This is a genomic window from Parathalassolituus penaei, from assembly GCF_026626885.1.
Taxonomy (GTDB): domain Bacteria; phylum Pseudomonadota; class Gammaproteobacteria; order Pseudomonadales; family Oceanobacteraceae; genus Oceanobacter; species Oceanobacter penaei.
The window spans coordinates 45,096-69,761 of record NZ_JAPNOA010000056.1; the positions used below are offsets into that span (position 1 = coordinate 45,096).

23 protein-coding genes are annotated in these 24,666 nt (G+C 55.0%); 12 read left to right on the forward strand and 11 right to left on the reverse strand.

The genetic code is table 11. The features are described 5' to 3' along the window. Positions 1-164: 164 nt before the first annotated feature. Positions 165-740 (forward strand): helix-turn-helix domain-containing protein, encoded by a 576-nt coding sequence (locus tag OUO13_RS15055; RefSeq protein WP_283174720.1) that lies wholly within the window; start codon positions 165-167, stop codon positions 738-740. 209 nt (positions 741-949) lie between these two features. Continuing rightward, the gene (locus OUO13_RS15060; protein ID WP_283174721.1) at positions 950-2,266 is read left to right on the forward strand and encodes a PilT/PilU family type 4a pilus ATPase; all 1,317 of its coding nucleotides are present in this window, start codon (positions 950-952) and stop codon (positions 2,264-2,266) included. 242 nt (positions 2,267-2,508) lie between these two features. Here OUO13_RS15060 and pgm read toward each other — a convergent pair whose 3' ends face one another. Beyond that, complete coding sequence (gene pgm / locus OUO13_RS15065) at positions 2,509-4,155, reverse strand: phosphoglucomutase (alpha-D-glucose-1,6-bisphosphate-dependent) (RefSeq protein WP_283175036.1); 1,647 nt, start codon at positions 4,153-4,155, stop codon at positions 2,509-2,511. 102 nt (positions 4,156-4,257) lie between these two features. Then, the gene (locus OUO13_RS15070) at positions 4,258-4,524 is read right to left on the reverse strand and encodes a DksA/TraR family C4-type zinc finger protein (protein ID WP_283174722.1); all 267 of its coding nucleotides are present in this window, start codon (positions 4,522-4,524) and stop codon (positions 4,258-4,260) included. Positions 4,525-4,834: 310 nt separating this feature from the next. Here OUO13_RS15070 and OUO13_RS15075 point away from each other — a divergent pair, with 310 nt between their 5' ends. From OUO13_RS15075 to OUO13_RS15100, 6 genes are all read left to right on the forward strand, one after another. After that, on the forward strand, positions 4,835-5,038 hold the full coding sequence (locus tag OUO13_RS15075; protein WP_283174723.1) for a hypothetical protein: 204 nt from the start codon (positions 4,835-4,837) through the stop codon (positions 5,036-5,038). Positions 5,039-5,145: 107 nt separating this feature from the next. Continuing rightward, positions 5,146-6,363, forward strand: coding sequence for a chromate efflux transporter (chrA, locus tag OUO13_RS15080; protein WP_283174724.1), 1,218 nt, complete (start codon positions 5,146-5,148; stop codon positions 6,361-6,363). Between the two features lie 12 nt (positions 6,364-6,375). Continuing rightward, positions 6,376-6,723, forward strand: a complete 348-nt coding sequence (locus OUO13_RS15085) for a DUF4870 family protein (RefSeq protein ID WP_283174725.1) — start codon at positions 6,376-6,378, stop codon at positions 6,721-6,723. A gap of 13 nt (positions 6,724-6,736) precedes the next feature. After that, entirely contained in the window at positions 6,737-7,846 is a 1,110-nt protein-coding gene (locus OUO13_RS15090) for a DNA alkylation repair protein (protein WP_283174726.1), read from the forward strand. A 395-nt stretch (positions 7,847-8,241) separates the two neighbouring features. Next, positions 8,242-8,691, forward strand: coding sequence for a hypothetical protein (locus tag OUO13_RS15095; protein WP_283174727.1), 450 nt, complete (start codon positions 8,242-8,244; stop codon positions 8,689-8,691). A gap of 210 nt (positions 8,692-8,901) precedes the next feature. Next, complete coding sequence (locus OUO13_RS15100) at positions 8,902-10,488, forward strand: FAD-binding oxidoreductase (protein ID WP_283174728.1); 1,587 nt, start codon at positions 8,902-8,904, stop codon at positions 10,486-10,488. 23 nt (positions 10,489-10,511) lie between these two features. Here the strand turns inward: OUO13_RS15100 and cobB are convergent, their stop codons facing one another. Further along, complete coding sequence (gene cobB, locus OUO13_RS15105; RefSeq protein WP_283174729.1) at positions 10,512-11,255, reverse strand: Sir2 family NAD+-dependent deacetylase; 744 nt, start codon at positions 11,253-11,255, stop codon at positions 10,512-10,514. Next, positions 11,236-12,399, reverse strand: a complete 1,164-nt coding sequence (locus tag OUO13_RS15110) for a patatin-like phospholipase family protein (RefSeq protein WP_283174730.1) — start codon at positions 12,397-12,399, stop codon at positions 11,236-11,238. The genes cobB and OUO13_RS15110 overlap by 20 nt, the downstream gene beginning before the upstream one ends. Before the next feature lie 116 nt (positions 12,400-12,515). On the opposite strand from OUO13_RS15110, the gene OUO13_RS15115 reads away from it, so the two are divergent. Beyond that, positions 12,516-13,169 (forward strand): riboflavin synthase subunit alpha, encoded by a 654-nt coding sequence (locus OUO13_RS15115; protein ID WP_283174731.1) that lies wholly within the window; start codon positions 12,516-12,518, stop codon positions 13,167-13,169. On the opposite strand, the gene OUO13_RS15120 is transcribed toward OUO13_RS15115, so the two are convergent. Beyond that, on the reverse strand, positions 13,144-13,386 hold the full coding sequence (locus tag OUO13_RS15120; RefSeq protein ID WP_283174732.1) for a glutaredoxin family protein: 243 nt from the start codon (positions 13,384-13,386) through the stop codon (positions 13,144-13,146). The genes OUO13_RS15115 and OUO13_RS15120 overlap by 26 nt on opposite strands. Positions 13,387-13,436: 50 nt before the next feature. Between OUO13_RS15120 and OUO13_RS15125 the strand changes: the two genes are divergently transcribed. After that, positions 13,437-14,198, forward strand: coding sequence for a sulfite exporter TauE/SafE family protein (locus tag OUO13_RS15125; RefSeq protein WP_283174733.1), 762 nt, complete (start codon positions 13,437-13,439; stop codon positions 14,196-14,198). A gap of 28 nt (positions 14,199-14,226) precedes the next feature. Here OUO13_RS15125 and OUO13_RS15130 read toward each other — a convergent pair whose 3' ends face one another. The 3 genes from OUO13_RS15130 to OUO13_RS15140 form a co-directional block, all read right to left on the reverse strand. Then, positions 14,227-17,094 (reverse strand): prealbumin-like fold domain-containing protein, encoded by a 2,868-nt coding sequence (locus OUO13_RS15130; protein WP_283174734.1) that lies wholly within the window; start codon positions 17,092-17,094, stop codon positions 14,227-14,229. Between the two features lie 106 nt (positions 17,095-17,200). Further along, positions 17,201-18,061: a DMT family transporter gene (locus tag OUO13_RS15135; protein ID WP_283174735.1), complete on the reverse strand. Its 861-nt coding sequence runs from the start codon at positions 18,059-18,061 to the stop codon at positions 17,201-17,203. A gap of 44 nt (positions 18,062-18,105) precedes the next feature. Then, the gene (locus OUO13_RS15140) at positions 18,106-18,501 is read right to left on the reverse strand and encodes a YkvA family protein (protein ID WP_283174736.1); all 396 of its coding nucleotides are present in this window, start codon (positions 18,499-18,501) and stop codon (positions 18,106-18,108) included. A 114-nt stretch (positions 18,502-18,615) separates the two neighbouring features. Here OUO13_RS15140 and apbC point away from each other — a divergent pair, with 114 nt between their 5' ends. Beyond that, positions 18,616-19,710, forward strand: coding sequence for an iron-sulfur cluster carrier protein ApbC (apbC, locus tag OUO13_RS15145; protein WP_283174737.1), 1,095 nt, complete (start codon positions 18,616-18,618; stop codon positions 19,708-19,710). 235 nt (positions 19,711-19,945) lie between these two features. Here apbC and wrbA read toward each other — a convergent pair whose 3' ends face one another. The 3 genes from wrbA to OUO13_RS15160 all read right to left on the reverse strand — a co-directional run bounded on the left by wrbA (position 19,946) and on the right by OUO13_RS15160 (position 23,037). After that, positions 19,946-20,548, reverse strand: a complete 603-nt coding sequence (gene wrbA / locus OUO13_RS15150; protein WP_283174738.1) for an NAD(P)H:quinone oxidoreductase — start codon at positions 20,546-20,548, stop codon at positions 19,946-19,948. A 186-nt stretch (positions 20,549-20,734) separates the two neighbouring features. Beyond that, a complete protein-coding gene (locus OUO13_RS15155) occupies positions 20,735-21,313 on the reverse strand; it encodes a lytic transglycosylase domain-containing protein (RefSeq protein WP_346429362.1) in 579 nt (192 codons plus the stop codon). Next, positions 21,307-23,037, reverse strand: coding sequence for a proline--tRNA ligase (locus tag OUO13_RS15160; protein ID WP_283174739.1), 1,731 nt, complete (start codon positions 23,035-23,037; stop codon positions 21,307-21,309). Before OUO13_RS15160 ends, OUO13_RS15155 begins: the two co-directional genes overlap by 7 nt. Positions 23,038-23,269: 232 nt before the next feature. On the opposite strand from OUO13_RS15160, the gene OUO13_RS15165 reads away from it, so the two are divergent. Continuing rightward, positions 23,270-23,920, forward strand: a complete 651-nt coding sequence (locus OUO13_RS15165) for a DUF938 domain-containing protein (protein ID WP_283174740.1) — start codon at positions 23,270-23,272, stop codon at positions 23,918-23,920. The last annotated feature ends 746 nt before the right edge of the window (positions 23,921-24,666 follow it).

Below are 24,666 nucleotides of genomic sequence, written 5' to 3' on the forward strand. Positions count from 1 at the left end.
CCGGCGTGCTGGTCGAGTATTTTGGCAATTGTCGGGATGTCCGTTCTGGTCTGACCCCATTATCAGTATTTCGTGCCCGGCGATTTCGCTTCGGCGCTGAATCAGCGACAATGCGCGCCCACCGCGCTGCTTGCAGGCGGTTTTGTCCTTGCTACAGTTCAGATATGACTATTCCCCCAGATATTGGGATGGGTAACCGTCCGGCTCGTATTGATTCGATTCCCGACCTTGCAACCTTGAGTTCGGTGATTCGTGGCTACCGTATGACCACCGGGGAAACCCTGCAGTCGTTGGCGGAGCGTTCGGGTGTCAGTCGTTCCGTGATTATGGATATCGAGTCCGGCCTGAAAAGCCCGACCGTGGGGGTGCTGGCGCGTCTGGCGTTGGCGATGAACATCCGCATCGATGATCTTGTGCAGCCGCCTGTGGTGCCGGGCATTGCGGATGCTGACGTACCTGTTCTTGAATGTCAGTCTTTACGGGTGCCACCGGGGCAGGATGGTCTGGATCTTTTTCGTATCCGTTTTTGCCGATATGGCCGTTACACGTTTAATGGCACGGCGGCTACGTCACGCAAACATCTGTGGATTGATGAAGGGGTGGTGCTGCTTTATTTGCCGGGCAGCGTGCAGGAAATCCAGCCGCATCGTCTGGTCAGTTTTAACGCCGGTTTTGTACATTATCTCGAATGTGTGCGTGGTCCGTTGGCCAGTGGCACCATGACTATCATGCGTACCTGAACGCCTGTTTTCCCCCGCCAATTTCAAATCACCTGTAAATGTGACTAATATCACAATCTGGTGCGATTTTTGCCGTTCGGCGCGTACATTGAAGCCAACTTGACTGGTAGGCTGTCGGCTTTACCGGATCTGCGTCACACTGGCGCCCGTAATCAATTCTGATTTTGTAACTGGCTGATTTATTTGCAATTAATGGAGAGACTCTGGCAATGAGCATGGATTCCTGGCTGCATTTGCTGGCAACCAAAGATGGTTCCGACCTGTACCTGAGCACCGGCGCTCCACCATGTGCCAAATTCCAGGGCGTTCTCAAACCACTGGCGCGTGAGCCACTCAGCCCTGGTGATGTTGCCCGTATTGCGGATTCGCTGATGAACGACGAGCAACGGGTGGAATTCCAGCGCGAGCTGGAAATGAACCTGGCGATTTCGAATGCGTCTGGCCGTTTCCGTATCAACATTTTCAAACAACGCCACGAAGTCTCGATTGTGGCGCGTAACATCAACACCGAAATTCCGAACCTCGACAAGCTGAACCTGCCGCCGATCCTCAAGGAAGTGATCATGTCCAAGCGCGGCCTGATCCTGTTCGTGGGCGGCACCGGTTCCGGCAAGTCGACCTCGCTGGCGGCGCTGATCGACCACCGTAACGCCAGTGCGGGTGGCCATATCATCACCATTGAGGACCCGGTGGAATACGTTCACAAGCACAAGAAATGTATCGTGAACCAGCGGGAAGTGGGCACGGATACCAAGAGTTTCCATGCTGCTCTGAAAAACACCCTGCGTCAGGCGCCGGATGTGATTCTGATTGGTGAGATTCGTGACCGCGAAACCATGGAGCACGCGCTGGCGTTTGCCGAAACTGGCCACCTGGCGATTTCCACCCTGCACGCCAACAACGCTAACCAGGCATTGGAACGTATTATCAACATGTTCCCGGAAGAGCGTCGTCCGCAGCTGTTGATGGGGCTGGCCCAGAACCTGCGCGCGTTTATTTCCCAACGTCTGTTGCCAACCGTCGAAGGCAAACGCTGCGCGGCTGTAGAAGTGATGCTGGGCACCAAAACCGTGGAAGACATGATCATGCGTGGTGAATTCCACCTGATCAAAGAGGTGATGGAAAAGTCGGAAAACCTTGGCATGCAGACGTTCGACGGAGCCTTGTTCCGCCTGTTCCGCGAAGGCCGTATTTCTCTGGACGAAGCTCTGAAAAATGCCGACTCTCCCAACAACCTGCGTCTGCGTATCAAACTGGCGGACAACAGTGGTGCGTTGTCGGTGAAAGACGCCCGCACTGACGGTGGGCTAAACCTGAGCTTACAGGAGGAGCATGGGCAGAAACCGATAAGTCAGCAACCGGTGGTGGAGGATACTGTAGAGTTTGAGGATGCATTGTTCAAATTGGTTTCGGAAGGGCGCCAAACGATGGCTGATGCACTTAAACACCTTAATAATCCCGAGCGATTGCGTAAACGTTTTGTTCAAGCAGTTGAAGATGGAGTATTGATCAATACTCTTGCCTGAGATAATTACCCGGCGGTGAATGCCGGGTAGCCTCGAAACTATTTGTAAAAATAGATCCACGTTCTTGCTATAGGAGTTTCTGAACGCTTGGTCAGGAATTACCTGTCGATGCTCTGTTTGGTGTTGGCTGTCATCTGGCTTGCTTAATTGAGAACGCCCTCTAAACAAAAACGGCTGCCCAAGGCAGCCGTTTTTGTTTAGAGGGCGTTATTCGCGGGAATAACGGCCAGCAGCTTCGTGGGTTACCCCAGAACGCTGTTTACCAGTGCCTTGGCATCGGCCTCCAGCAGCGCTACGTGTTCTTCGGATATAAAGCTTTCCAGGTAGATCTTGTAGACGTTTTCGGTGCCGGACGGGCGGGCAGCAAACCAGCCGTTGGCGGTTTCTACTTTCAGACCACCAATAGCAGCGCCGTTACCCGGAGCATGGGTCAGAATGGCCGTGATGGCGTCACCGGCCAGCATGTCACCCTTGACGGACTGGGCGTTGAGGTTGGACAGCACTTTTTTGGCTTCGGCGCTGCATGGTACGTCGATACGGGTGTAGTACGGACGACCGTAGCGGGCAACCTGCTCTTCGTACAGCTGTTGTGGGTCTTTGCCGGTAACGGCCAGAATTTCCGCTGCCAACAGCGCCAGAATGAAACCATCCTTGTCGGTGGTCCAGACCTTGCCGTTATGACGCAGGAAAGACGCACCGGCAGACTCTTCGCCACCAAACGCCATTTCACCGCTGTACATACCGTCAACGTACCACTTGAAGCCAACCGGAACTTCACACAGTTCACGACCCAGGCCTTTAACCACGCGGTCGATCATGGCGGAGGACACCAGGGTTTTGCCGAACTTGACGTTTTGTGGCCAGTTCGGGCGATGAGTTGCCAGGTATTCAATCGCAACGGCCAGGTAATGGTTCGGGTTCATCAGGCCAAAGCCTTTACACACGATACCGTGACGGTCGTAGTCAGGGTCGTTACCAACGGCGATGTCGAAATCGTCTTTCAGGGCCAGCAGGTTGGTCATGGCGTATGGAGAGGAGCAGTCCATACGGATACGACCGTCTTTATCCAGCGGCATAAACGAGAACGACGGATCAACCTTCTCATTCACCAGGGTAATATTGAGGTTGTACTTTTTGGCGATCGGCTTCCAGAAGTGCAGGCCTGAACCACCCATTGGGTCAACACCAATACGGATGCCAGCCTTGCTGATGGCTTCCATATCGATCACGTTGCCAAGGTCGTTGACGTAGTGGCCGATAAAGTCAAAGTCTTCGACCAGGCTGCTGTCATCAGCATCTTCGGCCGGAACCCATTCGATTTCTTCCAGATCTTCCGCCAGCAGCTGGTTGGCGCGATCGGCAATCCACTTGGTGATGTCGGTATCAGCCGGGCCACCTTTGGCCGGGTTGTATTTGATACCGCCGTCTTCCGGTGGGTTGTGGGAAGGGGTAATCACAATACCGTCAGCCAGATCGTCCGGATCGGCATCGGCGTTGTGGGTCAGAATTGCGTGGGAAATCACCGGAGTAGGGGTGTAACCACCGCCGTCTTGAATACGTACACGTACACCGTTGGCGACCAGAACTTCCATGGCAGTACCAAAGGCCGCTTCGGACAGGGCGTGGGTGTCTTTACCCAGATACAACGGACCCTTCACGCCAGCTTCGGCGCGATACTCAGCAATTGCCTGACAAATGGCAGCAATGTGGTTTTCGTTGAAGGTGGTACTCAACGCAGAACCACGGTGGCCGGAAGTACCAAAGGCCACTTTCTGTTCCGGATAACTGATGATATCCGGTTGGAGACGGTAATAGGCTGCAACCAGCGCTGGAACGTTAACGAGGGTATCGAGTGGTGCGATTTGTCCCGCTTGCGGGTGAATAGCCATCTTGAGTCCATCCATCATAATTGTTGATTCCGAGGCTCATGCTGCTTGATTGGCGCGCCGGATGCAACGGTGTTACCGGATTCTGATGGTGATCCGCAGGCGTTAACGGAGCTGACTGTCCTTGCTGCCACGACGGTTGATAAGGCTATGACGTACCTCATGTTTTTCCTGCTCGGCCTGGCAGCGGATACAAAGCCGGACGCCAGGAACAGCGACACGCCGGGCTTCGGGGATCAGGGCGTTGCAGTCTTCACAATGTTCCAGGCTTTCACCGCTGGGCAACTTGCGGCGTGCCTGCTCAACAGCATCGTCGATGCTGGCATCAATCTGGTCCTGAACAGCACCTTCCGGTGCCCATCCTGAAGCCATACCTTTCTCCTCTGTTTTGAATACGCGGGTCTGATGCAACGCTAGGCCGGGGGCAAATAGCTGTCAATTGTGTTGGTCGTACCGTGCCGACAGGAGGACGTTTGCAGACAATCACGGCTGATCTCGAATATCGAGAGCATTTTGGGGGCCGACGAATCATGGCGCACCCTGACGGAACAACAAAAATGTGGGTTTCGTCGGCGATTGTGAACGCAGGTTTGCAATCCGGAATTCGACAACTGGATGAAATCCGCGACTGTCGGTACTGTGCATTTCATAATGAATCAAGGAAGCGACGATCGGAGGTCTTATGAAGCTTTTGGCAATGGGTCTGCTGATGCTGGTGATGTTATCGGGCTGTGCCCTGTACACACCGGATGGTTCTATTGTGGTCGACCCGGGTCACCATGACGGTGGTGGGCATCGGGATGGTGGCCATCATGACGGTGGTGGTCGTCATGATGGTGGCGGTGGTTTCTGTCCACCGGGACAAGCGAAAAAGGGTAATTGTTAATATTTGCCGTTATCATCGGGCCTGAGTGTTGTCTTAATACAACATCCGGTCCGGAAACCGGGAGCGGGGCTTTCAGCCTTGGCCCGGTCTGCTCTACAGGAGTGAACATGTCACCGCCTTCGCCGTCAGTCGGGCTTCACCGGGTTGTCGACGTTTTTCTGATTTTTCTGAAACTGGGTCTTACCTCGTTTGGTGGGCCGGTTGCCCATCTTGGCTATTTCCAGCGTGAACTGGTGGATAAACGCCAGTGGCTCGATGCTCATCAATATTCTTCCCTGTTGGCCTTGTGCCAGTTTTTACCCGGCCCAGCGAGCAGTCAGGTGGGGTTTGCCCTGGGGTTATTACGTGCCGGCTGGGCGGGTGGTATTGCGGCATTTATCGGTTTCACTTTGCCGTCGGCGCTGTTGATGGCCGTTGCGGCGATCTGGTTGTTCAAGGTGGACAACAGCCTGCTGGCGGGTGTGGTGCATGGACTCAAGCTGGTGGCAGCCATTGTGGTGGCCGATGCGGTGTGGGGAATGTCGCGCAAGTTATGCCCGGATAATCAGCGGCGAGGTCTGGCAATACTGGCCGCGTTTTTGTTGTGGTGTTGGCAAGGGGCGCTGGTATCGGTGCTGTTGGTGATTGCCGGTGCCGGGTTTGGATACTGGCGTTTACAGGGCGTATCCGCATTGCCAACAACCCGGCTGGCGGTTGGTTATGGACGCCGGACGGCTCTGCTGTGTGGTGTGATATTTCTGTTATTGCTGGCAGGGTTGCCGCTGTTGGCGGGTGTGAGTGATACCGCAAGCCTGCTCGACATTTTCTATCGGGCCGGAGCGCTGGTATTCGGTGGTGGCCATGTGGTGTTGCCGTTACTGGAGCAAGGATTGGTAACCCCGGGTCTGGTCAGTGCCGAACAGTTCCTGACCGGTTATGGTCTGGCGCAGGCCATGCCGGGGCCCTTGTTCACCTTTGCCAGCTGGCTGGGAGCTTTAACGACTGATAACGGCCCTGTCTTCGGTGCCGTACTGGCGTTGCTGGCTCTGTTTTTACCCGGATTTTTATTGCTGATCGCCGCTCTGCCGGTCTGGCACTGGTTACAAACACGACCCGGTGCAGTGGCGGCGGTGGCGGGTGCCAATGCCATCGTGGTGGGCATATTGCTGGCGGCACTGATCAACCCGGTGCTGCCGGCCGCAGTCAGTCATTGGCTGGATGTGCCGCTGTTACTGCTGGGTGGCTGGTGGCTGATCATGCGCAAGGGTTCGGTATTATGGCTGATCGGCGCTGGTGTCGGCGTTACTGGTCTGATGAATGAGTTAATGCCGCTTTGGGGCGGTTAACAGGAGGTCTGGATGTCAGAGATGAATCATCTCTCGCCACAAGAAAACGATGCACGTACCCAGGCGCTGATTGCCTGTGTGCTGATGATTACCGGTTTGTTCACCGGTATTTTCTGGTTGGTGGGCGGAATCTGGGCCTGGATTGCCAGAGGTGATGCCCGTGGCACCCGGTTTGACGGTCATTACCGTAATTTGCTGAAGGTGTTTGTCTGGGGTTCGGTCTGGACGCTGGTGGGCACTGTTCTGGCCATGGTGTTTGTGGGATGGCTGGTGTTGCTGGTGGTTTGGGTGTGGGCGGCGTGGCGTTTGACCCGTAGCCTGTTACGTCTGGTTAACGGTCGTCCGTACGACGATTTCTGAGGGGGGTGACCCGGTGGCTGCGCCATTAAAAGAACGTTATGGCCTTGAGGTCCCCAGAGAACTGGCGCGTCAGATTGCCCTGGTTTACCCGGCATTTGATTCGGCCGCGTTTATAGCGCAGGCCGAAACCGGTTACCTCGAACTGGAGTTGCTGGACCGTGGTCGTCATCTGGGGCGTTGTCTGGCTGGCTGTTTGCCAGCGGACTATCCCGAGGCGGTAGCGATTCTATTGGCATCAACTGCCGAGCCGCTGCCAGTGGATGGTTTTGCTCTGGGTGGGTTCTTCTATTTGCCTCATACCAGTTTTGTCAGTCAGTTCGGTTTGGAACACCTGCAGGTGTCCTTGCAAGCGTTGAATCATCTGACCTGCCTGTTTACGGCAGAATTCAGTATCCGGCCATTTATCCAGCGGCACACCCAGCAAACGCTGGAGCAGTTGCGGGTTTGGGCGACGGATGAGAATGAGCATGTGCGACGCCTGGTATCGGAAGGAACCCGTACTCGCTTGCCATGGGCCGGGCGGTTGCCGGAGTTCCAGAAAGATCCAGCGCTGGTGCTGGAGTTGCTGGAATTGTTAAAAGATGACCCGGCATTGTATGTCCGGCGTTCGGTTGCCAATAACCTCAATGATATTGGCAAGGATCATCCGCAGTTGCTGGTGGATGTGGCTCGGCGCTGGTCGGAGGGCGCGAGTCCGGAGCGGGAATGGATTATCCGCCATGCGTTGCGAAGTGCCGTCAAACGTGGCGATGCCGGTGCACTGGCTGTATTGGGTTTCGAAAATGGCAGTCCGATCCGGTTGGTGACGAGCACTTTTGATAATCAGCAGGCGGTTATGGGAGAGTCTATTGTGCTTGGATTCGAACTGCAGAACCCGACGGCTGATGAGCAGAAAGCGGTTGTGGATTTTCAGGTGCATTACGTCAAGGCCAATGGTTCTACGTCAGCCAAGGTATTCAAACTGAAAAATATCACCCTGGCGGCAGGCCAGACCTGTCTGCTGCAAAAGCGTTTGTCGTTGGCATCGATGACAACCCGGCAGCATTATCCGGGTATTCACCGTGTTGAGGTTTTAATAAACGGTGTTGTTTTTTCGGCGGGTTGTTTTGAATTGCTGGCCTGAAAAGACACATTGTAGTGCAATCTGGTAAAATGACAATCATTGACTAAGTTGTTGATTTTAATGATTAATCACAGAGTGTTGCGAGCTTGCTAGGTGATCTTGCTATCAATAGAGATCAATTCCTGACTGGTGCTGCCGCTCGTCAGGAATTGATACCGTTTGGTTCGTATTTGACGTTTTTTCGTTGAAGCCTGTCTCGAAATTTTCACAATAGCGCCTGTTCGGAATGCCCATAAAACGGGTGTTGATCATGGTAGTCCTGTACTGGGGAGTATGGGAGTGATCTTCGGTTTCCGGACTGCATGTCTGGTCAGGTATGTGATCAGGTAGGGCAGAGGGGAGTGTTTCTACAAAGTACCAGGCCGGATTCCTTCATTGAATATATGAGAATCTGAATGGGCACGATGGTAATGGATGGCCAGGCTCAGCAGGCGTTGCTGGCATTGGCATTGAAGTATGAAGTGGTAACAGGCAAGAGTCTTAAATGGAGAAAAGACACCGAGGTGGCTTACCACATGGTGTTGGAGTCTCTTGCCAGTGGTGTTCAGGAACTGTTTGACGCCGCGGTAGCGTTTCTGGAATTGCTGTCGTTATCGGCCCGGCGCGAATTTTTGCGCTTGCAGATGGAAGTGGTTCCTGACGGTTATGAGGCACGCGTTGAGTTGTATCGTGGAGTTGCCTATCGACTGTTAACACCGGTTGGCACCAGCCTTCCGGAAGGGGACGCCGAAGAAGTCGTCCGCACCTATCGGGGTGTTGAATATCGGGAGAAGGTGAAGCGCAACGACGTGTCCGAGCCTGACAACAAAAGCCCCAAGCGTTTTTATCGTGGTCAGTCCTACTGAGGAAACAGTGGACTGGTCGCGCCAGGCCCGGTTTCTGCCGGGCTTTTTTATGCCTGATTTTCACAATCCGGTGTAACCCTTTGGTCAATTCCACGGGTAACGTGCGGATTCTTGATTCAGCCTGTATGGTTTTGTGGCTGACTTTTTTACCATGCCGCCATTTTTAACGAGCACTTCAAACGGCCAGGTGCCGAGCAACAGGAGCTGGATATGCCTGAAATCCGTTACCAGGGACAGACTTGGCACATTCGTGAAGGGGAAAACCTGCTGCTGGGGTTGTTGCGTCAGGGGCTGGAGCTGCGCAACAGCTGCCGTAACGGGGTGTGCAACGCCTGTATGATGAAGTCGACCAAAGCCGATGGTGAAGAGCTTGAACATGGTCGCCTGGCACCGGAACTGGTGGAAAAAGGCTATTTTTTGCCCTGCAAAACCACCGTGCGTGATTTCCTTGAAATGCAGCAACCGGTGAATGCGGATCTGACCTACACAGGTATGGTAGCTGAAAAAGAGTTTCTGGCCGACGATATTGTGCGTATCGCCATCGAAGCGTCGTTTAATCCCGAATATCAGCCAGGCCAGTTTATTGATATCTGGCATCCATCCGGCATCTGCCGCCCTTATTCGTTGGCCAGTACACCGATGATGACCTGGTATCTGGAGTGCCATATCCGCAAGGTTGAAGGTGGTCTGGTCAGCAGCTGGCTGGTGGACGAGCTGGCGGTGGGGGATGAAATCCGTATTTCCAAACCGCAGGGCCAGGTGCTGGTGCCGTCTGGTGTTGCTGAAATTGGCCTGCTGGCCTTTGGTGTGGGAATGTCGTCTGTGTATGGCCTGACCCTTGATACGGTTGAGCGTATGGGAGCGGACGAACCTCGTCTGGTGCGCGTGCGGCATATGGCCAGTCAGGCCAGAGGTTTGTATATGGACGCTGCTCTGACGGCGCTGGCAGACAGCAAACCGATGCTGGATTACGCCAGTGTCGCTGGTTCGGCCCGTGATCCTCAGTTATTGGCGGATATCTGTTCCGGTCTGGTGGCAGGTGACGATGGACAGCGTCTGTATGTCCTGTGTGGCAGTGACGGTGCGGTACAGGCTGCGCGCAGCTGGATGTTGGCGAATGGTGTTGATGGTCGCCGTGTATTAGCCGACGCTTTTACCTTTCAGAATCATCCCAATTCCTTGCTGGTGGCCGAAGCGGCGCAGGAAGGTTCTCAGGAGGCCGAGCTGGCGGATGATGAACGTCCGTATCCGGCCACGCATCCAGAGTTGTGGGCCATGCTGGAGGAAGATAATCGTCTCGGGCGAATTCTTGATACTTTTTATGATCGGGTATTTGAAGACCCGATCATGTCGCCGTATTTCCATAACTCCAACAAACAGCGCTCGAAAGAAAAGGTGTTCAGTTTCTACAAGCGCCTGTTCAGTGGTGAGCCCTGCTTTTTTGGTGATCGTCCCCGGAACTCCCATCATTGGATGGTGATATCCAACGAAGTTTACGATCACCGTCTTGGCTTGCTGGTCGACTGTATGCGCTTGCACGGGGTGCCGGAAGACATGATTCCGATGTGGCTGGAGTACGAGGAGTATTACCGCCAGGACATCGTCAAGGATGAACCGCGTGGCCGTCGTATTGGTGGGGTGGTGCAGCCGGTAAGTGGCCTGGGGTACGAAGTGCTGTCCTGTGGTGCCTTGTGTGATAGTTGTCAGGCCGTGCTGGAGCCAGGTACACGGGTGTTGTACCACCTGCGTACCGGTCACATCTACTGCCCGCAGTGTGAAGGGCGGGCCGTTGTCTGATGGCCGTTGGTCTGCAAGTGCGCTCAGGCGTCCTTGCTGGCCTGGCAGGCTTGCAGCAGCTTTGTCAGATACATGGGTAACATCAGACCGGCCTTGCCATAAATGTGCTCCTGGAAGGCATCCTTGACCTGCGACGGTTCGAGGTTGATTTCGATCGTGTCGGCTCCGGCCTGGGTGGCCAGTTCCACAAATCCCGCCGCCGGATAAACGTGGCCGGAGGTGCCAACGCTGATAAACAGATCGCAGCTCTGCAAGGCGCGGTAGATTTCATCCATAAACAGCGGCATTTCGCCAAACCAGACGATGTGCGGACGCAGGTTAGGCTGCTGGCAGCATTCACACAAGGTGTTGTCGGTGATGTCGTCGCTCCAGTCATAGACCCGATGTGTACGCACACAACGGACTTTTTTTAACTCGCCGTGCATATGCAGCAGTTTTTGACTGCCAGCGCGGTCGTGCAGGTCATCCACGTTCTGGGTGACCAGCAGGAATTCGCCATCGTATTCCTGCTCAAAGTTAGCCAGTGCCAGGTGGGCGGCGTTAGGTTTGACTTCCGTCAGTTGTGCCCGGCGCAGGTTGTAAAAACGTTGTACCAGCTCTGGGTTCCGTTCAAAGGCTTCCGGGGTGGCGACATCTTCAATCCGATGGTTTTCCCACAGACCACCGTTATCGCGGAAGGTGTTTACGCCGGACTCGGCGGAAATACCGGCCCCTGTCAGAACCACGATGCGTTGATAGGCGTAGGGTCTAGCTGAGTTGGCTGTCATTAAAAAACTCTCTGAAAAAGTCCCTGATGTCGGCAGCTTTTGCCATGGCGTCATCAAAGCCTAGCTGAATCAGCTGTCGGCAGTAACCCTCCGAAAACAAAAGGTAACTTAAAAGTCCGGAGCCCTGGGTGCTGATGTTGCCGCTGCCGCGTAATACGTATTTGAGTGCTCTCGGCATTTCGTCGGCATGTTCACCAGCGACGGAATCAAGGGATCGGCTGGGGCTGATTTCCAGCAGGCGGATAGGTTTTAACTCCATACCGGTGTGCTGGCGCACGGCCAGGGGAATGTTGCGCAGGGTGCGGTTGATGCGCAACAGGCGTTCAACATCGGACTCCATGCTGTCGAGAAATGCGGCATTCAGCATATGGCCCATCAGCTTGGCTGCCGAGGGGTAGGTTTTGTCTACGCGGCAAGGGTCGGGTTTGTTGATGGCCGTAGCACCGACTCCGATTACCATGATTTTATGGGCGCCCATATGCAGGGCCGGACTAATGGGGGCGAGCTGGCGTACGGCACCATCGGCATAATACTGGTCACCCAGAAAAACGGCCGGGAACACCATGGGAATGGCGGAGGATGCCATCAGGTGTTCAAGCGTCAGGCGGCTGCGGCGACCGAGGCGTCTGCGTCGATCCCAATCGGGAATATCCGGATGTCCTTCAAAAAAGCTCACGGATTCACCGCTTTCAAGTCCGGAACAACTGACGGCTACCGCATGCAGGGCTTTATTGTCGATGGCTTTCTGAATGGCGGCAAAATGAATCACTTCGTGCAGAAGTTCAGCCAGCGGGCGATTATCCAGAAGAGAAACCGGATCCTGGCGGAATTGGCGACCAATCAGCAGTGCTCGGCTGAAGCGTAATAATGAGCCGGACATGCCGGCAAGGTCGGTGCGATAGACCTGGTCGCACGAAAAGTGGCTCCAGATCCGTTCCAGATGGCGAATGCCGCGTCGGTAGTCTTCGGCGTAACTGGCCAGTGCAATGCCGTTGATAGCACCAGCAGAGGTGCCGGATATTACTTGAAACGGATTGACGTGTCCTCGTGGCAGCAGATGATGAACGGCCTTCAGTACGCCTACCTGATATGCCGCACGAGCACCACCACCCGAGAGAATCAGGCCTGTCTTTTCGGTTGTCATGCGGTGGCCTCCCCGCCTCGGACTATATAGTCAGTATAGTGCATAATGCTGGCTACCCGCCGGTAATCCGACCTATCTGACAGCGATTACCGGGCAATATCTATCAGGAGTTCGATATGTTCACCGGTATTGTTCAGACCCGTTTGCCGATTGCAGCGGTGGATCGTAAAGAAGATTTTGCCTCGTTTACCCTCAATTTCCCGCCCGCCTTGCAGACCGGTCTGCAGATTGGAGCATCGGTAGCCCTGAACGGTACTTGCCTGACCGTGCGCACGATTGATGCTGGCAAGGTAACCTTTGATGCTATTGGCCAGACCTTGCGCCTGACCAACCTTGGTGCGCTGCAAGCGGGTTCTGAAGTGAATATCGAACGAGCGGCCAAAATGGGTGACGAGATTGGTGGTCATCTGTTGTCTGGCCACATTATGGGGCAGGTGACGGTATTGGAGCGTATTGAGTCTGCCAATAATCTGGTGTTGTGGTTCGAACGTCCGTCAGACATGGCTCCATATCTGCTCGACAAGGGGTATGTGGCGTTGAACGGTTGTAGCCTGACCATTGCGGAAGTGAAGGATGACCGTTTTGCGGTACATCTGATTCCGGAAACCCGCGACGTCACCACCTTTGGTACCGCGGTGGTGGGGGACCGTATCAATCTGGAAGTGGATCCGCAGACCCAGGCCGTGGTTGATACGGTCAAACGCATGCTGGCCGACCCGGCGGTACTGGCCAGTTTTGCCGGAATTACTGCGCCTGCAGGAAACGAATAATATCGGCTGACTCGAACATCCAGCTTTCCTTGCCGGATTCGTCTTCCAGTCGCAGTACCGGAACGGTGGTGCGACCGGTCGCGGCGTACTGCTGCTGACGGTATCCGGCATTGGTCAGAACGTTGCGTTTTTCGACTTCCACCTTGAGGTCAGGGAGGACACGCAGCACTCGCTGGCAAAAAGGGCAGGCATCGTAGTAGTAGAGCGCAAATTTCATAATCATCCTTCGCGGTGATTCGGGTGGATTAAACAGTCTCGGGACGCAGAATGCAGTATAGCGAACACATTATTCTCCTTGGCCTTGCCATCGCTGCCAACTGGTTTTCGGCATTGGCGGGGGGCGGAGCGGGTTTGATTCAGCTGCCAATGCTGATTTTTATGGGTTTACCGTTCCCGCTGGCATTGGCCACCCACAAGATTGCCACGGTGGCGCTGGGTGTTGGTGCCACCGGCCGCCATCTGCGTGAAGGACATTTGCGATTGTGGCTGTTGGCGCTGATTGCTGGTAGTGGTATTCCCGGTGTGGTAGCAGGCGCGCTGTTTGTCCTGAACATTGATGATCGGATGGCTGAGCAGGCGTTAGGTATTCTGATGCTGATGTTGAGCCTGTATTCGGTGTTCAAACCGTCACTGGGTGTGGTAGCCAACGAGCGTAACCACAACCTGCAGGGGATGATTATTGGCGGGCTGGTGTTGCTGCTGATCGGCTTTATCAACGGTGCCTTGTCGGCAGGCAGCGGCCTGTTTGTGACCCTGTGGCTGGTGTACTGGTTTGGTCTGGAATACAAACTGGCCGTCGCTCACACCCTGGTAGCCGTTGGTCTGGGTTGGAACGGTAGTGGTGCCGTGACGATGGGAGCCGTGGCCGATGTGCAGTGGAGCTGGATTCCGGCCTTGTTACTGGGATCGGCAATTGGTGGTTATCTTGGTGCCAATACGTCTATCAAGGCCGGTAATGCAACGATCAAACGTATTTACGAAGTGGTGACCTTGCTGGTAGCTCTGAAGCTGCTCTGGGGCCCGCTATAAGAAGCAGACCCCGGAGCAATCATCGGAATTACTTCACACCCACCAGGAACCGCACCTTGAAGGATGGGTAGTTGGTACCGGAGGAGGCGTTCATGGCGCCGGTTGGTTTGAAGCGGATGTGGCTGACGTTGTTGTCATAACCGTCAGCATCCGGGGTCGGAACGTAGTTCCAGCTGATACCACCATCGTTTGAGAAGTCGACGCTATCGGTTCCATTCGACAGTCCTGAGTAAACCCAGCCCAGCCCGCTGCTGATGGCGCCATCGGTGAAGCTGACCGGTGCGCCACTGCCTGCATCCCCCACGAACAGTTTGACGTTGTTCGGAATCACATCCGAAATCACCAGTGTGTTGGCATCAACGGCACCTGGGCCGCTGTTGACCACCTCAATGTTATAAGCGACTACCGCACCCGGAATGTTTTTCGGGGTGTTGGTGCCGTTTAACGGGTCTCTCACCACGGCCGTGTTTTTGGTCACGGTGATAATCGGTTTTTTCGCCTGGTTGCTGTAGGTACAGATAATGTCGGTATCGGCGACATTTACGGTCAGGGTGCCAGTGGCACTGTCAAATCCACTGGTGCCGCTACAGGTAACTGAGCTGACGAAGTTGCTGGCTGAACCAATCGTATAGGTTTCCGAGAAGGTAGCCTGCTCCGTGACATAGGCTTTTACCGAGGTGCCGGTGGTCAGGGTATTGCCACCGGATGACGAGCTGCCGCTGTAGGCAGTATTGATCATACCGTTGCTCTGTACGTTGACCTGAGTGCCCGGATCGGAATTGATCCACTGCTTGCGTACGGTCAGGTTGGCGGACTTGCGAGCGTTGGTGATGATGCACTGAATGGCAGTATCAATGGGTTGTACGGTGAGAATAGCGCCCGACAAACCATTGGTGCCGGTACAGGCAATGCTGCTGTTGTAGTTGTTGGCGGTCCCCACATTAAAGGTTTCGGCAATCGTGCCAGACTCACCGGAATACACGGTAAAAGCTGTACCGCTACCAAGGTTATTACCCGTGCTGTCGGCTACCACCGCACCGGAGGTGCCGTTATTGATAAAACCGCTGGAGCTTATGGTTGCTGTGTCGCCAGGAATGCCTACCTGCCATTGTTTCTTCAGCACCAGGCTGGCCGACTTGCGGATGTTGGTAAATGTGCACAACACATCCAGATTCGGCATTACAAACGCCAGTGACGTGCTGCCGGTACTGCTGGTCACCGGGCTGGTATTACAACTGATACTCGGCGAATAGTTGGCCATATTGGTGCTGGTATCACCTACAGCTTCCGACACAACCATATTGCCGGTTACGTCCACTGTGGCTGATACGTTGGTATTATGGCCGCCAATCTCGGAGGAAACAGTCTGGGTATTTCCGGTGTTGATGCCGACATGATCGTATTGCATGGCAAGTACAAATTTGCCTGCATCAATCGTTGGATTTAACACCTTGATAACCTGTAAGGTACGGCGACGAACACTGGTCGATGTACAGATAATGTCTGCCCCTGGTGACATCACGTTGCTGTCAAACGTAACGGCTTGATAACTCGACTGAAAATCATAACTGGTGCTTCCGTAGGCAACTGGGCTACCTGCAACGATGCAGGATAAGTCATCCAGTCGGAAGCCGCTGATATTGGTTTCGGCAATAGTGGTTTCAACATACTGTGGCAGGACCTGGGTGCTGCCAGTAACCTCGGTATTGGATGCTGTAGTAGTTAATGTCTGACTAGCCCAGGTATTGGTGCCGGTAAAAGTAAAGCTGCCCACATCCCCAATCGATATTTTCTTCATGGTGATGGTAGGACGTTTGGTGTTGGTAATCGTACAGGCCGCTGATGGGGCTGCAGCACTCAGCGATGCTGTCATCATTCGGGTATTGTTATTGCTGGTGGCGGGGCCGGTGCAGCTGATGGTGGCCGTTGGATCCCAGCCAGATTGAGCGGTTTCGGTGACGGTCAGTGGCTGGGCGGAGCCGTCACTCGCCACTGTCATGAACACACGAGCCGTTTCGCCGTTCTTTAGTGAGAACGTGGTTGTGTTGGTGGCCAGTTCAATGCTTGCGGGGGTATAAGTCCCCCCCGAAGTGCCGGTCGTGGTCAGGCTGGTCGCGCCTGTTAGTGCAATTACTTTGTAGCCGCTAGGTGCAGATGCTGTGTAGGTGAAGCTTTGGTTACTTGATGATGGAATGGTCGCTTTGGTGACGTCCATCCAAACACCAACCTGCACGGCTTTTACACCACTTACGGATGCTGAGCCACTTTTGCATTTGGATCCGGTATCAGTTTTTACATCTGACGGGCCGTTACAGATTCCACCGGCATTTTGTACATAGGTCAGTACGTATGGAATTTGCAGGGTGTTGGTCGTTGTGTCTGTTGCACAAACAACCTTGATTTTGTCGATCGTGTTAATAGTTTCGCCGGCGCTGAGATAGTCACCACATGCGTTGCTATTGAGCGCTGCCCAAGGCGATGGTGACGTAGGGAAGGTTGCCACGGAACAGAGCTGGCCAGCGCTGCTATTGGCCGGATCATTGCCGGTTTGACCGACGAAAAAACCGATATCGTAGCGATTGGCATTACTGCCTGACAATTCTACGTCCACGATAAACTCGAATTCCTGTCCTGCCATGCAGAACGGGGGCGTCCCTGCTGCTGCGCTGAACGCGGTATTAACCGTAAACTCTTTTGCAGTACAGTTAAAGCCCGAACCGGTGCGTTGATTCAGACAGCTCAAATCCTTGGTTGCGCTGACGTTGGGAATGGCTACGAAGGCCGCCTGAGTCAGACTGCAGTGCAGCAGCGTGGCCAGTACTATAAACAATTGGCAGGTGCTGCTGGTGAACAAGCGATGGCCAATAGCTACCCTTGTGCGTTTTGGAGAAGTCATGAATCCCTGTCTCTGCCATGCGTTTACAGTGCGTTTACAATTGGTAAAGAGAATATCGGAAGTCAGATAATTTGTAGAGAGCCGTCTGCATGCTGGGTTTGTCAAATTATTCTTTTGACAGGATGGTAGAAAATCGAACTTGTGGATTGTTTACAAGATTTCCAATCACCATCAGCACGCCACCAGCCAGCAGAGTCCAGGCCAGCTGTTCTGAGTAGAACAGCACACCGACCAGGGCCATCGCAGGCAAGCGCAGGTAATCCATGGTCATGATGCGGGCAACATCGCTGCCACGCATGGCGTTGGTCAGGCAGTAATGGGCCAGCAAGGCTGACACACCAATCACACCAAGCCAGAACCATTGTGCGCCAACAGGCCACTGCCAGTTGGGGAGCGCCAGCAGGAATGCCAGAGGCATCTGGATCAGGCACATGTAAAACACAATGGTGACGGAGCTGTCGGTGGCAGAAAGCGTTTTGGTGCCAATATGGGAAATGGCATACCCCACCGCGGCTGCCAGCACAATCAGGGAGGCGCTGTCGAAACTGCCAGCGTCCGGTTGCACAATTACCCAGACTCCACAGATACCCATTAGCACAGCAATCAGTTTGCGGGTGGTGATACGTTCGCCGAGGGTGAGTGCGGCAATCACGGTGGTCCAGATCGGCACGGTAAACTCCAGTGCAATTACCTGTGCCAGTGGTAACAGGCCAATCCCCATAAACCAGCCGTACTGACCCGCCAGGTGAAAGAGGTTACGCACGGCGTGGGCCGTTGGGCGTTTGGTGAAAAACTGCTGACGCTGACCGGTTGCCAGCAGCAAGGTGCCGACCACTATCACACCGATCAGGCTGCGGAAAAACAGCGACAGCATGATGGGTAACTCGTGGCTTAACTCGCGCGCACCGGTGGCCATCAGGCAGAAAAAACTGATGGAACCAGCCATCCAGAAAATTGCGTTATTCAAGCGGTCTGATTCCTGTTTCTTATAATCGGGAAGGCTGCTGTGATTCAGCCGGAAGTGGCCAGATATGGCCATAAAACCTTGGCCAGTAGCAGGGCGGTTATGATCCAGAGAATCACAATCACCACCGCAGCACGTTTGTTCACCGGCTTGCTGCTGATCAGGGTGGCCTGTTGTCGGGCGCGTTCGATCACCTCTGGTGGTGTCATGCGGATCACCAGCCAGATCCCCACCGGTAGCAGGATGACGTCATCGAGATAGCCCAGCACCGGGATAACATCCGGAATCAGGTCAATCGGACTGAGCGCATACGCTACCACCACAATCGCCAGCCAGCGGGTGAACACCGGCATGCCGGGGTCGCGCAGGGCACAATACAGCATCAGGATTTGTTGCTTTAATGAGCGTGCCCACTGACGTAAACGGGCAGAGAAGGATATCACAGGCAGTTTCCCCGGGATGGAACAGTGCAAACCGCGATTGTGGCAGGCTGGCCGCCTGGGCGGCAAGCGGCGTAAAATCCGCCACTAACACTTGTATGAACACGGGAGGTCAGAGTGACCCAACTTACCCGCAGCCTGGTCGAGCGCGCGCTGGCCGGTTATACCGATCCTTATCTGGAAACCGATCTGGTGACGGCGCAGGCCGTGCGTGACATCCGCATCAATGGCACTTCTGTGGCTGTTGATATCCAGCTGGATTACCCATCGGAATATCTGAAAAACGGCGTTGCCCAATTGCTGCAAACCGCTGTTGAGAATCTGGATGGTTGCAGTGCTGCCATCGTGAATATCCAGTGGGAAGTTGCTCCGCACAAAAGTCACGAAGGTGGCGAAGCACTGGCTGGTGTTAAAAACGTGATTGCGGTGGCCTCCGGCAAAGGCGGCGTGGGCAAGTCCACGACTACCGTGAACCTGGCGCTGGCGCTGGCGCGTGATGGTGCCCGCGTGGGCCTGCTGGATGCCGATATTTATGGCCCGAGTCAGGGCATCATGCTGGGCGTGGCCGATGGGACCCGTCCTCAGACCATTGATAACAAGTGGTTTGTGCCAATCGAAGCGCATGGTGTGAAAAGTATGTCGATGGCCTATCTGGTCACCGAAGACACTCCTATGGTGTGGCGTGGCCCGATGGTCGCTGGGGCGCTGATGCAGATCATGAGCCAGACCGCCTGGGGTGAACTGGATTACCTGCTGATCGATATGCCGCCAGGCACTGGTGATATCCAGCTGACCCTGAGTCAAAAATTCCCGGTATCCGGTTCTGTTATTGTCACCACTCCACAGGACATCGCCCTGGCGGACGCCAAAAAAGGCGTAGAGATGTTCCGTAAAGTGGGCATTCCGGTGCTGGGGATTATCGAAAACATGAGCATGCACATCTGCTCCAGCTGTGGTCATGCCGAACACATCTTTGGTGAAGATGGTGGTGAACGTCTGGCCAAGGCTTATCAGACCCGGGTTCTGGGGTCACTGCCGCTGGCGAAATACATTCGTGAGCAGTCCGATGCTGGTACGCCTGTGGTGGCAGCGGATGACAGTTCTGAAGTGGCGATGATGTACCGTCACGCTGCGCGCCGGATGGCTGTTGAACTGGCGCGTGGTGGTAAAGCCGCCGACAGTATGCCAGTGATCGAAGTATCGGATGATTAAGCGGACGATAAGTCCTGAGGAAAGCTGTCGTTGGCAGTAGTAGGCCCCCTGCGAAGTTCAGCCAGGCTGAACGGGCAGGGGATCTGATCGAGAAGCTGGAATCCAGAGCTTCTCTCCCGTCTTCCCGATCTGCATTTATCGGGACTCGCGGTTTGTTGATACCCGGTACAAACCGGGTATCGGCTTACAGACTATCCCGCAATTGTTACAGGTTTTGTCTGTCGCTATAACAAGCTTAGCCTGCAATCAGCTTTTTGGTAATTTCGGCAACGTGTTTGCCCTGGTAACGGGCGATCGCCAGTTCCTTGTCGGAAGGCTGACGGCTGCCATCACCACCGGCCAGAGTGCCGGCACCGTATGGAGAACCACCACGTGGTTCAGATACGTCGAACATTTCCGGGATACCGTAAGGCACGCCAACCACAACCATACCGTGGTGGAACAGGGTGTTGTGGAAGGAAGTGATGGTGGTTTCGTTACCAGCACCGGTACCAGTGCTGGTGAATACGGAGCCAACTTTACCTTGCAGAGCGCCTTTCACCCACAGACCACCAGTCTGGTCGAGGAAGTTGCGCATCTGGCTGGCCATGTTGCCGAAACGGGTCGGGGTACCAAAAATGATGGCATCGTACAGAGCCAGCTCATCCGGACGGGCGATATCAGCTTCCTGATCCAGTTTTACACCGGCACCACGAGCCACGTCTTCCGGCATCAGCTCAGGAACACGCTTGATGAATACTTCAGTACCTTCAACTGACGCAGCGCCTTCAGCGATGGTTTTGGACATGGTTTCGATATGGCCGTAAGAGGAATAGTACAGAACCAGAATCTTGCTCATTTCAACTCTCCATGGTGGGCAGCAAACCTTGCAGGTGCTGCGTAGTAGGCATTGGATGGAGAAATTGTTACCCAGAAACGGGTTCGGAAAAATGGCAAAAAACAGCGCAAACTGTTCGAGAAAATGAAACAAACGAACAGTGAATGCCACGGTCGTTGCTGAAAAACGCGTTGCTGATGTGACTATTCAGTCGTGGTTGAACCAGGTGCGTTGCATGGCGTCGAGCACTTTGTTTGGGTAAACGGTACGGCCGAGGCTGCCGTTGTAGCGGGCTAGGGCGCGTATCCAGTTGCCGTGTTCGATGTCCATGTAGTGACGAAGAATGGTGCAGCCGTAACGCAGGTTGGTGCGGGTGCGAATGAGGTTGTCTTCCGGGCGGCCAATTTCGCGAACCCAGAACGGCATGATCTGCATGAATCCCTGGGCACCGACCCGGGACACGGCAAAACGGTCGAAATTGCTTTCAACCTGAATCACCGCCAGAACCAGTTCTGGCGGCAGATTGGCGCGGGTGGCTTCCTGATGCACCAGGCGCAGGAATTCCAACCGCTCCTGCTCGTCGTCCATCCGCCGTTGCAGGCGGCCGGACATGTCCAGCAGCCAGACTTCAGCTTCAAAACGATCTGCAAACGAATCAGCGCTGCCGACGGCATCCATTAATGCCGCGCGCAGTTCAGGCGTAACCGCCTGACCGGCGTCGTCCTGTTGCCCCCACACCTGCAGTGACAGGGGCAGCAGAAGGATCAGCAGCAGACGTTTCAGCACTGAATGGCGCCCTTCAGGAATTCAACCACGTCAGCCACGTTGATGTTCTGCACATCACCGCCACGACGAGCCTTGTATTCCATTTGACCGACTTCCAGACCACGATCAGAAATCACCAGGCGGTGTGGAATCCCCATCAGTTCCAGGTCTGCAAACTTCACACCGTTGCTGGTTTTCTTGTCGCGGTCGTCGACAAATACTTCGATGCCCGCCGCTACCAGTTCGGCGTACAGTTTTTCCGTGGCCTGTTGTACTGCTTCAGACTTTTGCAGGTTCATTGGCACAATCCCTACGTGGAACGGTGCAATGGAATCCGGCCAGATAATGCCGTTTTCATCGTGGTTCTGTTCAATTGCAGCGGCAACCACACGGCTGACACCGATACCGTAACAGCCCATAACCATGGTGCGGTCTTTGCCGTTTTCATCCAGTACGGTGGCTTTCATGGCGGCGGAGTACTTGGTACCCAGCTGGAAGATGTGGCCCACTTCGATACCGCGTTTGATTTCGATGGTGCCTTTGCCACATGGGCTTGGGTCGCCAGCAACCACGTTACGCAGGTCGGCTACTTCTGGTTCTGGCAGGTCACGGCCCCAGTTGATACCGAAGTGGTGTTTGCCATCAACGTTGGCACCACCCACGAAGTCGCTGCACAGCATTACCGCGCGGTCCGCGATGATACGCATGTTCAGACCAACCGGGCCGATGGAGCCCGCGCCTGCGCCGATCACCGGACGCATTTCATCTTCGCTGGCGAATTGCAGTGGTGAACCAACGCCAGGGATTTTCTCGGCCTTGATTTCGTTCAGCTCGTGGTCACCACGAACCAGCAGAGCCACCAGGCCGTATTGGCCTTTTTCGTCCGGAGCGCCACGTACCACCAGAGTTTTGATGGTTTTTTCGATGGCAACACCGTGGTTTTCAACCAGGTCCGCAATGGTGTGGGCGTTTGGCGTATCAACCACCGACAGTTCCATCGTTGGCGCGGCACGTTCACCGGCTGGCGCCAGAGCTTCGGCCAGTTCAACGTTGGCGGCGTAATCGCTTTCGGTCGAGAAGGCAATATCGTCTTCACCGGAATCGGCCAGAACGTGGAATTCGTGCGACTTGGCACCACCGATGGAACCGGTGTCAGCCAGTACCGGACGGAAGTTCAGACCCAGACGGTTGAACACGTTGCAGTAGGCCTGATGCATCTTGTCGTAGGTTTCTTGCAGGCTCTCTTCATTAATGTGGAAGGAGTAGGCGTCCTTCATAATGAATTCACGAGCACGCATCACACCAAAACGTGGACGGGTTTCGTCACGGAATTTGGTCTGGATCTGGTACAGGTTCAGCGGCAGCTGACGGTAGCTGCTGATGTTGTTACGAGCCAGATCGGTGATCACTTCTTCGTGGGTTGGGCCAATACAGAAGTTACGCTCGTGACGGTCCTTGATACGCAGCAGCTCGCCACCGTACTGGAACCAGCGGCCGGTTTCTTCCCACAGCTCAGCAGGCTGAACGGCAGGCATCAGAACTTCCTGGGCACCGGCACGGTTCATTTCTTCACGAACGATGGTCTCAATCTTGCGCAGGGTACGCAGACCCAGCGGCAGCCAGGTGTACAGGCCTGCTGCCAGCTTGCGGATCATGCCCGCACGCAGCATCAGCTGGTGGCTGACCACCACGGCATCTGCAGGAGTTTCTTTTTCAGTTGCGAGTAAAAATTCGGTAGCGCGCATAGTGGGAGCCGATTTCCGCTTGATGACTTGAATAAACGCGCCTGATTCTACGTTCACCGGCGGCTTGCGGCAATTTACCTGCACATTTACCTGCATTTGAAATGACGTATCCCGTAGATTCAGTGTCCCGTGATTTTTGCCGGGAGGAGTATTGGGCCTTTACCCCCCCTGTGACATACTCTCGGCGCCCATTCGGGTAATCCCGATCAACTTCCAAAGGTGCGCAGAGGATATGGCAACAAACCGGGCTGATTCCCTTCCCGAGTTTCAGATAGTGAATGCTGCTGAATTGCCAGTATCGGAAGCTTGCCTGCGCAATCGCCAGCCGATTGTTGACGTGCTGGCCACAGAGCTGCCGGGACGTGCCGTGGTGCTGGAACTCGCCAGTGGCACCGGCCAACATGCGGAATTTATTACCGAACAGCTGCCACACCTGACCTGGCAAGCTTCTGAAGTTGCCAATCGTATGGGCGTCTTGAACGCCCGTCGCCTGCAGAGTCATCGAGATAACTTCCTGCCACCGCTGGTGCTCGATGTGGGGCAGGACTTGTGGCCGGTCAAACAGGTCGATGCCGTGTTTGCCGCCAATCTGGTGCATTGCCTCGACTGGCCGCATGTGCGCGCCATGTTATACGGCGTTGGCCGGGTGTTGCGTCTGGGTGGTCTGGCGCTGTTTTATGGTCCGTACAATTACAATGGTGAGTTCACCAGTGACGGCAACCGTGCGCTGGATGCCTGGGTGCGTCAGGAGTTTCATCCGAACGCTGGTCTCAAGGACTTTGAACAAATGGTTCTGGCAGCCCGTCGTGAAAAACTGCGTCTTCTAAAAGACGTCGCCATGCCTGCTAACAACCGTATGCTGGTGTTTCGCAAGTACCAGTAAACCGGCACTGCTCCGTTTATTACTCATTTATTGTTTGTTGTTCTCTGGCTGGATGGTTACGCGGCTTGTTAATTCGCTACGTGGCTTGTTAATTGGCGAGGCTGCTTGCCCTCTTGGGGGATCTTGTCCCCCGGCCGGGCGGGCCTCCCCCTGCTTTTGCCCGACTGGGCTCGTTTCTCCGGTATTCCCCGACAACGGCTGATCGACCCCGGCCCGATGGCACATCCCTGTGCCCTGTCTATTGGTAAAAATAGGGCCTTGCGGGGCATCCATGCCCCGGCTGGGTCGGCCGTTGCGGTGAATCCCGGCTCGCCCAGATGGGCATTTTGCAGCCAGCTGCGCTGGGCGAAATCGGTGTTGATTGATACTGTTCGTCTGGCGTCCGACGTCCGGTGGCTCTCGGCTTGTTAATTGGCCAGGCTGCTTGCCCTCTTGGGGGACCTTGTCCCCCGGCCGGGCGGGCCTCCCCCTGCTTTTGCCCGACTGGGCTCGTTTCTCCGATATTCACCGACAACGGCTATTCGACCCCGGCCCGATGGCACATCCCTGTGCCAACGGGCCTTGCGGGGCATCCATGCCCCGGCTGGGTCGGCCGTTGCGGTGAATCCCGGCTCGCCCAGATGGGCAATTAACGGTGGCCAGCTGCGCTGGGTGAAATCGTTTCAATTTGATGCTCTGTTGTAGTGTGGGCATTTATGCCCACAAGATCGCACCCGACACCCGACACCCGACACCCGACACCCGAC